At 63.5% G+C, this 9,538-nt stretch carries 10 protein-coding genes and 1 pseudogene; 7 read left to right on the top strand and 4 right to left on the bottom strand.

Going from position 1 to position 9,538, the window contains the following annotated elements:
• On the top strand, positions 1-286 hold a 286-nt coding region (locus I5M_RS03030; RefSeq protein WP_031335176.1), incomplete at its 5' end, for a GGDEF domain-containing protein.
• Positions 287-324: 38 nt separating this feature from the next.
• A complete protein-coding gene (locus tag I5M_RS03025) occupies positions 325-1,431 on the top strand; it encodes a DUF2336 domain-containing protein (protein WP_022720051.1) in 1,107 nt (368 codons plus the stop codon).
• Between the two features lie 25 nt (positions 1,432-1,456).
• On the opposite strand, the gene I5M_RS03020 is transcribed toward I5M_RS03025, so the two are convergent.
• Together I5M_RS03020 and I5M_RS03015 are read right to left on the bottom strand one after the other, a co-directional pair.
• Entirely contained in the window at positions 1,457-3,679 is a 2,223-nt protein-coding gene (locus tag I5M_RS03020) for a TonB-dependent receptor (RefSeq protein ID WP_022720050.1), read from the bottom strand.
• A gap of 60 nt (positions 3,680-3,739) precedes the next feature.
• On the bottom strand, positions 3,740-4,090 hold the full coding sequence (locus tag I5M_RS03015; RefSeq protein ID WP_244431921.1) for a DUF2946 family protein: 351 nt from the start codon (positions 4,088-4,090) through the stop codon (positions 3,740-3,742).
• A 252-nt stretch (positions 4,091-4,342) separates the two neighbouring features.
• Here I5M_RS03015 and I5M_RS03010 point away from each other — a divergent pair, with 252 nt between their 5' ends.
• Positions 4,343-5,137, top strand: a complete 795-nt coding sequence (locus I5M_RS03010) for a hypothetical protein (RefSeq protein ID WP_022720048.1) — start codon at positions 4,343-4,345, stop codon at positions 5,135-5,137.
• A 5-nt stretch (positions 5,138-5,142) separates the two neighbouring features.
• The gene (locus tag I5M_RS03005; protein ID WP_022720047.1) at positions 5,143-6,120 is read left to right on the top strand and encodes a hypothetical protein; all 978 of its coding nucleotides are present in this window, start codon (positions 5,143-5,145) and stop codon (positions 6,118-6,120) included.
• Positions 6,121-6,132: 12 nt separating this feature from the next.
• On the opposite strand, the gene I5M_RS03000 is transcribed toward I5M_RS03005, so the two are convergent.
• The gene (locus tag I5M_RS03000; protein ID WP_022720046.1) at positions 6,133-6,771 is read right to left on the bottom strand and encodes an NrsF family protein; all 639 of its coding nucleotides are present in this window, start codon (positions 6,769-6,771) and stop codon (positions 6,133-6,135) included.
• Between the two features lie 2 nt (positions 6,772-6,773).
• Positions 6,774-7,319: pseudogene (locus I5M_RS29090) on the bottom strand (sigma-70 family RNA polymerase sigma factor).
• A 226-nt stretch (positions 7,320-7,545) separates the two neighbouring features.
• Here I5M_RS29090 and I5M_RS02990 point away from each other — a divergent pair.
• The 3 genes from I5M_RS02990 to I5M_RS02980 all read left to right on the top strand — a co-directional run.
• Complete coding sequence (locus tag I5M_RS02990) at positions 7,546-8,127, top strand: hypothetical protein (RefSeq protein WP_022720042.1); 582 nt, start codon at positions 7,546-7,548, stop codon at positions 8,125-8,127.
• 83 nt (positions 8,128-8,210) lie between these two features.
• The gene (locus tag I5M_RS02985) at positions 8,211-8,990 is read left to right on the top strand and encodes an enoyl-CoA hydratase (protein WP_022720041.1); all 780 of its coding nucleotides are present in this window, start codon (positions 8,211-8,213) and stop codon (positions 8,988-8,990) included.
• A 256-nt stretch (positions 8,991-9,246) separates the two neighbouring features.
• A partial coding sequence (locus I5M_RS02980; RefSeq protein ID WP_031335173.1) for a TolC family protein occupies positions 9,247-9,538 on the top strand: 292 nt, incomplete at its 3' end.

Below are 9,538 nucleotides of genomic sequence, written 5' to 3'. Positions count from 1 at the left end.
CGCCAATATCCGCGTGCTCGACCGCTTCGGCCGCTATGGCGGCGAAGAATTTCTGATGCTGCTGCCCAATACCTCGCGCCAGGAAGCCTGCAGCCTGCTCGACCGGCTGCGCGTCATTGTTGCAGATCTCGATTGGAGTGCCTTCTCTCCGGGCATGCGGGTGACGCTGTCGGCCGGCGTGACTACCATGTCGTTCGGCGAACACGCCGAGACCATCCTCGCCAGAGCCGACACTGCGCTCTACACCGCAAAGGCCGAAGGACGGGATCGAATTGCCATAGCCTGAAGAAACGGGCGACTGAAGCTCCAGGACAGAGTAGAGTAATGCGTTCAAAAGCACCTTCCACCGCCAACCTGCTCGACGAATTGCAGGCGACCCTGGCCCACGGCACCGTCGCCCGGCGGGTCGAAACGTTGCGGCGGGTCACCGATCTGTTTCTCGATGGTGGCACCGACTACACGCCGGACCAGATCACGTTGTTCGACGACGTGTTCGGCTGCCTGGTCGAGAATATCGAGGCGAATGCCAAGGCGCTGCTGGCGCAGCGGCTGGCGCCGGTGACTGCGCCGCCCCGCATCATCCGCCATCTGGCCTTCGAGGACCGCATCGAGATCGCGGCACCGGTGCTGTCGCAGTCGGAGCAACTCGACGACGCCACGCTGATAGCCAATGCCCGCACCAAGGGCCAAAGCCACATGATGGCGATCTCCACCCGCAAGACCCTCAGCAATGCCGTGACCGACGTCCTCGTCGAACTGGGCAACGAGCAGGTGTTGCAGAGCACGGTTGAAAATCCCGGAGCCGAGTTCTCCGACAACGGCTATTCGGTGCTCGCCCGGCGAGCCGAAGCGAACGACCGCCTTGCCGACGCGCTCGGCCGACGCAGCATTCCGCGGGCGCAATATCTCAAGCTGATCGCCGTGGCCTCCGCGGCGGTGCGGGCTCGGCTCGAGGCCGCCAACCCACAGGCCGCGGTCGAGGTGACGACTGCCGTGCGCCAAGCCACGCGGCTGGCGCGCTCGGCGTCAGCGGCGAGCCGTCAGACCAACATCGCCCACGGGCTGGTACGGTCGATGTTCGAGGAAGGTCGGATCAACGCCACACAGGTCCATAACTTCGCCCAGCAGCGCAAATTCGACGAGACCAATCAGGCGATCGCCTGCCTCGCCAATACGTCCGTCGAGATCGCCGAGGCGATGATGGTGGAGTCGCGCGACGAAGGCGTGCTGATCCTCGCCAAGATATGCGGCCTGCCCTGGGCGACCGTGAAAGAGATCATCGAGATGCGCGATGAGGCCGCCGCAATCAAATCCGGCGACCTCACCGAATGCCGCCTCACCTACGAACGGCTTCGCGTTTCTACCGCGCAGCAAGTTCTGCGCTTCCATCGCATGCAACAATCCAGCGCCGCCGCCCCGCCGGCCGCCTGAGCGGCCGACGGCGCGAAGCCGCCAATCACCACTTCGCTTTGAAGCCGGCATACACGGCGCGACCCGTGCCAGGCTCGAACAGCGGTGAATTGGCGTTGGCCTTGTCGATGATGCTGGCCGACGCGATGTAGGTCTTGTTCAGAAGATTGCGGCCCTCGATGTAGATCGAATAAGGCCCACCGTTGTCGATACCCGCCTTCAACCCGAGCAACGCGTAGGGCTCGGTCTTCAGCGTGTTGGCGCTGTCGACGTAGTAAGCCTGCGGCACCCACTCGACATTCGGCCCCGCGTAGAAGCCGTTGGCGTGTTTGTACAGCAGCTCTGCGCGCAGATAATGCCTCGGCGCACCGGGCAACAAATTGTTGCCGAACTTGGCATCGTTGTCGAAGCGGAAGTCGTTCAGCGTATAGGCCATATTGAGCCACAGCTTGTCCGGAGCCGGTCCGCGGTCGAACAGGCCCTTGAGCACGGCAGCGCCGAGCCCCGCTTCGATGCCCTGATGCACGGTGCGATCGGCGTTGGTGACGTTACAATTGCCGAACGCGCTGTACAGGCACAAGAGTTCGTCCTTGATCTCGGAACGATAGCCGGTCAGCTCCCAGGTCAGGTCCGGCCGGCGACCGCGCGTGCCGATCTCATAGGTGGTCGCGCGCTGCGGCCGGATCGAGGTGAAGGGAATGCTGGGAATACCAGGCCCCGACGAGCTTTCGCCGAAGCTCGGCACTTCGGCGCTACGCGAGATGTTGGCGAAGCCCTGCCAGGTCGGATCGATCTGCCACAGCAGCCCGCCTTTCGGGCTCCACAGGTCGAAACTGGTCGAGCCTGACTGATTGCCATCGGCAAGGTAGCGATCGCGGCGATCGCGCGCCGCGTGCAGGAACTGCGTGCCGCCGACCAGCGCCAGGTTGCGCAGCACGTAGAAGGAATCCTCGATGTAGAGCGAGGTGTTCTTCGAACTGTCGATCGACGATGACGCTAGCGCGCCCTTGTTGCCGGCGATGTTGACGTATTGCTTGTTGTCGATGCGGCCGTTCAGCACGTTGACGCCGGCGACCAGCCGATTGCGGAAGCCGCCGATCAGGCGATCGTCGGTGACTTTGGCGAAGCCGCCGTAGTCCTGATAGTGATAGTCCAGCCATTGAAAGATCGGATGCATCAGATGCCGGTCGACCCCGAACATGCCGAAATCGACTACCGTGTCCTCGAACCGGATGGTGGTCTTGTTGGCGATCCGCACGGTGTCGATGTTGCGCTGCTGATCGAGCGTGACATTGCCGGCCGCCGCAGTCTCCGGCGAGTTCAGCGCCGACTGCTTGGTCACCGAGCCTGGGATGCGCTGCCGGATGCTGTTGGCGTTGAGATAGAACCGCGTCTCGATATCGGGCGTGATCTGATAGCCGACATTGGCGCTGACGCGATTGCCGTGGCCGTCGCTGTGATCGCGAAAGCCGTTGGTCGCCTGGGTCGAGGCGGTGATGTAGCCGTCCCAGGCGCCGTTGACGCCGCCGGCATTAGCCTGCAGCCGGCGATAACCGAATGCACCGGCATCGACGCTGACACCGTTCGGATGAGGATCGCGCCCCGAAGGGGTGACGAAGTTGATCGCGCCGCCTAGCGAGTTGGCGCCGAACTGCAGCGCGTTGCCGCCTTTGTACACCTCGACGTATTTGTAAGCGGTCGGATCGATTTCCTGAAAGTCTCCGTAGCCATCTGCGGTGTTGATCGGGATGCCGTCCATATAAAGCTGGACGCCACGCAGATGGAAATTGCGCGACAGGCCCGAACCGCGGATCGACAGCCGCGTATCGTCGCCCCATTTCGGTTGCGCGAACACGCCCGGGACGTAGTCGAGGATGTCCTTGATGGTGTTGGACACGGTCGAATTACGATAGGCGTTGGCCGGGACCAGCGCGACGCCGCCCGGTGTCTGTTCGATGTCGCGCAAAGCCTGTTGAACGGTCAGCACCGTCAGGGACGGGCCGCGCACGGCCTCTGCCGGCGCAGCAACGGCGGGCGCTTGCGGTGCCGTGGTGGTGGCACGCGCGGCGCGGGCAGCCGGCGCAGCGGCGCGCGGCTTCGGCCGGGCGGCGGGACGCGTCGCCTGGTCGGGCGCCTGCACTGTGACCGGCGGCAACACGCCATCGGATCGGCTTTGGGCAAAAGCGGGGAAGCAAACAAGCGACGTGGACAGCATCGCGATGGCCGGCGCCAGCAACAAGCGACGCGGCCGCGAACACGCGGACGACATGGGAAGACTCCAACGACTGAATTGACGATGTGATGGACGCGCCGAGATCGGCGCAGGTCGTCAGGTCAGCGTCGGGGGGCCCCGCGGCCGATGGTCGTGATGAAGCTCGATCGCCACGAACGGCGCCACACGCGGCACCTCGTAGCTGATCCCGAAGGCGATACGGATCGCCAGCGCGGGCGCGAGCGGCGGCGGCGTGGCGCTGACGTGCTGGCCGAGACACAGCGGACAGCGAACAGGCACCTGCTTGCCCGACTTACCGAGATCTTCGGGAGCCTGATCCGTCTCTGCCAGCGTCAGGCAAAATTCGTGGCCGTTCAGAAACTGCACCGGCGGCTGCGCCGCCAGCAGCGAGGCGGCCAGGATCACGTTGAGCACGAGTGCGTACGCGGCGACCAAAGCCGCCGTCACCGCGATCGCCCGCTTCCGTGAAAACCTGCCCACAGCCCATGCCCCCGCGGGTGTTTTCCTACCGGGGCTAACGAGAGTCAAATGCAATTGGGATCAGGAAGAGCCCGGAGACCGAGAGGACTTCGCACCTGCGAGAAGCCTCGCACGCTAGGGCCTCTGGAGGGCTACTCAGAACGCGTTCTTATAAGTTGTGGCCAGCCGCGGTTACAGCTAGCATAGCTGCAATATTTCATTTCGCCTTGGCAGAAAACCATGGCCATTACTCACGATGATTCCGGACCCGGCTCTAAGTTTTCGCTTCAAAACGTTTCCAAGCTGGCCGCAGCATTCTTCACACTCGTCTCCGTCACGGGAGGTGCGGCTTGGTATTTGCTCGGTCCTAGGATCAATCAATTCGTCGACGACCGCATCGCGCTGAGCCAGCAAAAGCCCTCGCCAGGTGGCACGGTCGTGAGTTCGAAGCCGACTGATGTTGCCCATGTTGATGGCGACGCGGCGGACTTAAAGCGAAAGCTGGACGTCCTTTCAGGCGATTTGGCGCGTATTGCCGGCGACCTCGCCAAACTGCGAGGTCAAGTGTCCAGCCTCACAACGACCGTGGCGGATATTCGGCCAGCCTATAGCTATTCATTCCGCTTCAAGGGCTCACAAATTCTCGCCCAGCGATGGCCGCCAAATCGCGCCTACTTCTATGCCAAGCCGGACGAGGCCGTCGAAATCGACGTCTATCTCGCAACCCCAAAGAAATTTCCGGTGATCCTGAAGGTCGATGGCGTAGCCATGCGGCAAGTCATCCGCGACTCCCAGGAGAAGATTCCGATTACCGGCAGATTGAATTTCACTTCTCTGAAGGAAATGACCCCCGCCACCGGCGTTCCTTCAAGTGACGTATCCCCCTCATCAATGGAAGAACCGCGCCCAGAGAACATGCACTACATCGAGTTCCTGCCGAGCAGTGCTGCCTTTCAATTCAGCAACGACGATGACTTCGACATTTCCGGAATTGTCAGGGTTTGGCGACCGATAGCGGCTGCGAAGACCGACTGAATCCGATGAGCAGCAAGCAAGCACTTTCCACGCAATGGGCGGGCGCCGGTTTTTTGGCGGGTGCCTTCAGCGTAGCGCTGCTCGTGTCGCTCCCTGCAAAGGCTCAAACCTACAAATGGAAAGAGGTGGAGCCCCACTTCGAGGTGCTGCGGGATGCGGCGTACAAGACGCCGTCCGGTGCGGACATCAAATTCACCGCGATTCGATTCCATTTGGGATATTTTCGCCTGAAACTGGCGAGCACGCAGGAAACTCTGGCTGCTGGCCGCGACGTGAAAGACGGAATCGCAAGGTTCAAAGTCAACGGCGAACCGAAGGCCGAACTTCTCAGCTACAGTCTCGAAGGAACGTTGAATCACCTTAAGGAAAAACCGACCGCGCTGGCACCAGCTGGCTGGGCTACCAATCAAAGGAACCCCGCTCAAATCGCCCTACTCCGGATCAACGGGCGCACCATCTACAAGCCAACTTCCCTGCCCTCATTCAGCGCCGTTTTATGTCTGAACGATATCGACTACTACAAAGATTATGATGCGATTGTTCCGGTCGTATTCACGTCGAACGATATCACCAACCTTAATCCGCGTGCCGCGAAGTGCAAAGATGCGGTCCAATTAGGACCACGGATCGTCGAAGAAGGCGGCAAGCGCGGAATTACTGAGAGTGAACTCCGCACGGAGAAGTATCAACGCGTCATCTTCTTTGTTGACGACCCTCTGCGGGATGACAAGCTTCCGGCGCGATCGCGTGAGGCCGGCCGCAACGGATACATCCTGCTTACTCACAACAAAGTCCATCTTTTCGACCTACAGACGATGCTGCTAGACAAGCCGATCTATGCCGGCGGCAGAGCGCATTGGGCGGTAAACTTGGCGGGAGACGACCACACCGGACTGCTCATCAACACGCCTCCCGAGCCGGAATTGATCGAGAATACGTTGGCGACGGTGGGATCGGTCTTGATCGTCGAGCGCCGCGACTGAAGGCGATCGCGCTCAGTACCTCAGCACCCTGCCCCCGATCACTGCTCCGAGCGCGGCAACGATGATGGTAGCGAGCGAGTACCAGGTGGCGACGAACAGCGGAGAGTCGTCGACGCAGTGAGCGGCGTAGAGCGTTGCAGCGAGACCGGCGGCGATCATGCCGGCCAGCGCACCGGCGAGCGTAGGATTGCTCGGCGCGCCGCGGCGCAGGCCGAGCAGCGCGGCGCCGAGCAGCGGCAGCGACAGGATCGGGATCGCGCTCAGGCACAGCATCGAGTTGTGACCGATCAGCCGCGTCATCATCGGCGTCCGCTGCGGCAGCATCGCCTCTGCGCCGATCCCCGATCCCAGGATCGCCAGCGGCGCGAGCAGGACCAGCCGCCAGCCTTTCGGCGAGGCGTCGGGGCGCGACAGATGCATCGCCAGCGTGATCGCCGACAGTGACAGTGCCAGCGTCACCACGAACTTCAGATCGAAGAACGGATTATGCATCGCGCTCCTGATGTCGGGGCGCAGCCCGATCGTCGTCAGCAACAGCGCCGCCGAAACCGGCAGCGCGACCAGGAGCGCTGCTGCCAGCACCTGCCCGACCGGGCGTGGCCGCGTCGGGCAATCGGCGGCGAGCGAGTTGATCAGATGATCGGTGTCCATGGTCAGACCGTTCTCATTCTGGCGGCGAGTGCCGATAGGCCGCGATGCAGCGCGACCCGCACCGCGCCTTCGCTCATCGACAGCTTCGAAGCCGTGTCCTTGATCGAGGCGCTGTCGACCGCGATCGATTGCAGCACTTCCCGCTGTCGCTTCGGCAGCGTCTCGAGATGCTTGGCGACTTCGCCGGGCGGGAAGGGTTTCGGCCTCGGGTTCGCTCGGAATCAGCTCGGCGAAGTCGTCGATAATCACAAACCCGCGGCGGGCCGCGGCGGCGAAAAGCGTTGATCAGCTTGTTGCGGGCGATCGCGAACAGCCACGGGCGAAAGGCGCCGTCTCGTTCCAGGTGTGCCGCTTCAGATGCACGGCCAGCAGAATGTCTTGCACGATGTCCTCGGCCTGATCGATGGGCTGCCCGGCGCGGGCCAGCCCGCGGCGCGCCGCAGCCCGCAGCACCGGCACGACCGTTTCAACAACCGCTGATAGGCTCCCTGATCGCCCGCATTGGCGGCACGCATCAGGCCAGTCCAGTCGTCCTCGTGTCCGCGCACGCGCGCTCCTGATGGTCCATTCGCCGGCACAGCGCGTTCGTTACCCCCCCTGCCGAGACTTTTGCTCAATAACATTCTGCAGCGCCGGCGAAACCCTCCGATCATTGCCATCGGGTCGCCAAGATATTGCCCCCTCGCGGCGAGAATTCCCCTCGTTTTGGCCCCGCTGACGCCACCCGAGGGGAGTTTTTAGCCGCCCCATGGGCTGGCAACTGGGGAGAATGGCATGAACATCAAGGCCAGCGGGCGCTCGGCGTTGATCCTCGCAACAGGTTTGGCAATTCTGGCCTGCGCCCCGCTTCGCGCTCAACCGGCGCGCGCCGATGGCGCCAAAGTGGTGAAAACCACCCGTGTGATGGCGGCTGAATACGCCAATCCGGAGACGGCGCCACCGACCGAACCGAAGCGGCTGGCCGATGGCGGCCTCAAGGCGCTCCCGCCGGAAATCGCCAACGCCCACGCCGAAATGCCGGCGCCTGCCGGCGGCAAGACCGAGACGCCTGCGGCCGCCGCGACGACTCAGCCGGCCCCGAGCCCGTTCGATGCGCCGCAGGTCGCGCAGCAGGCAGCGCCGGCCTCCGATCCGGGTGTCGTCGCGTCCGATCAGCTCAACGACATGGACCGTGCCGCCACCGAGACGCCGGCCGCATCCACGACGACACCGGCCGCGCAGAACACGGTCGCGCAGGTGAAGTCCGCCTCCGCCGATGACGGCGCGTGGGACAAGGCCTCGCTGATCGGCAAGATCTTCATCGCCGTCGGCGGACTGCTGACGCTGGCCTCGGCGGCGCGGATGTTCATGGCCTGAGGGCCGCTGCCTTCCTCTTGATGGCTGTCGCGCCAGCGGGCAGATTGCCCGCGGCCGCGACCGGCCATCCGGGGAAACGCATCATGACCACCTTCGAATTCATCATCGTCGAACGCCACAACGCCGTCGGGCTGATCAAGCTCAACCGGCCGAAGATGCTGAACGCGCTGTCGTTCGGCGTGTTTCGCGAAATCGGCGCCGCGGTCGAAGACCTCGAAGCGGACGATGCGATCGGATGCATCCTGATCACCGGCAGCGACAAGGCGTTCGCCGCCGGCGCCGACATCAAGGAAATGCAGCCGAAGGGCTTCATCGACATGTTCAACGAGGATTTCACCGCGATCGGCGGTGATCGCCTCGCCCGCTGCACCAAGCCGACCATCGCGGCGGTCGCCGGCTACGCGCTCGGCGGCGGCTGCAAGCTGGCGATGATGTGCGACATCATCATCGCGGCCGACACGGCGAAAATCGGCCAGCCCGAAATTACCTTCGGCACGATTCCCGGCATCGGCCGCACCCAGCGGCTGACGCGCGCCATCGGCAAGTACAAGGCGATGGATCTGTGCCTCACCGGACGCATGATGGACGTGCAGGAAGCCGAGCGCGCCGGCCTCGTCAGCCGAATCGTCCCGGCCGACAAGCTGATGGAAGAAGCGCTCGCCGCCGCCGATAAGATTGCCTCGATGTCGCGGCCGGCTGCCACCATGGCCAAGCGCGCGGTGGATCGCGCGCTGGAGAGCACCCTCGCCGAAGGTCTCGCCGTCGAGCGCGATCTGTTCCGCTCGACCTTTGCGCTCGAAGACCGCACCGAGGGGATGGCGGCGTTCATCGAGAAGCGCAAGCCGAACAACAAGAACCGCTGACAACTCGCTGACCTCGCAAGCCGGGCGCGCTGCATTGCCGCAGAAAAGCGGCGCGCCCCATCGTCGCAGCGTTGCTGCATCACAACACTGTCCCCAGCAGTGACCCGGGCGGGCGCTGGATGGTTTGCCTGCCGCGGCGAAAGCGTTCTACACATGCAGCGACGTCGGCGGGGGCGCGGATGTGAACTAGCTGCGGGATCGGATGGGGGCAAAGTGCTCAAAGGTTGAGATCGGACATCGCGCGCTGTCGGGCTGGATGCTGGGCGCCGCGATCGGTCTCGCTGTCTGCTTCTCGGCTGCACCGGCGCTGGCGGACTCGTTGTCCGAAGCCTTGGTGAAGGCCTATCAGACCAATCCGCAGCTCAACGCCGAGCGTGCCCGCCAGCGTGCCACCGACGAGAACGTCCCGCAGCAACTAGCCGGCTACCGGCCGCAAATAGTTGCAACCTTGAGCGGCGGCTTGCAGCAGGTCCGCAATCTGCTTCCGACCAATACCTACCAGACCGCAACGCTGAAGCCGTGGACGATCGGCGTCACCGTGACCCAGA

The sequence above is a fragment of the Rhodopseudomonas sp. B29 genome, from assembly GCF_000333455.1.
Classification (GTDB): Bacteria; Pseudomonadota; Alphaproteobacteria; order Rhizobiales; family Xanthobacteraceae; genus Rhodopseudomonas.
Note: the sequence above shows the minus strand (reverse complement) of the source record. Positions and strands in the feature narration are given on the sequence as shown.

Coding starts and splice junctions, on each gene's coding strand:
- I5M_RS03025 (WP_022720051.1), top strand. CDS start 325: ATGCGTTCAAAAGCACCTTCCACCGCCAACCTGCTCGACGAATTGCAG.
- I5M_RS03020 (WP_022720050.1), bottom strand. CDS start 3,679: ATGTCGTCCGCGTGTTCGCGGCCGCGTCGCTTGTTGCTGGCGCCGGCC.
- I5M_RS03010 (WP_022720048.1), top strand. CDS start 4,343: ATGGCCATTACTCACGATGATTCCGGACCCGGCTCTAAGTTTTCGCTT.
- I5M_RS03005 (WP_022720047.1), top strand. CDS start 5,143: ATGAGCAGCAAGCAAGCACTTTCCACGCAATGGGCGGGCGCCGGTTTT.
- I5M_RS03000 (WP_022720046.1), bottom strand. CDS start 6,771: ATGGACACCGATCATCTGATCAACTCGCTCGCCGCCGATTGCCCGACG.
- I5M_RS02990 (WP_022720042.1), top strand. CDS start 7,546: ATGAACATCAAGGCCAGCGGGCGCTCGGCGTTGATCCTCGCAACAGGT.
- I5M_RS02985 (WP_022720041.1), top strand. CDS start 8,211: ATGACCACCTTCGAATTCATCATCGTCGAACGCCACAACGCCGTCGGG.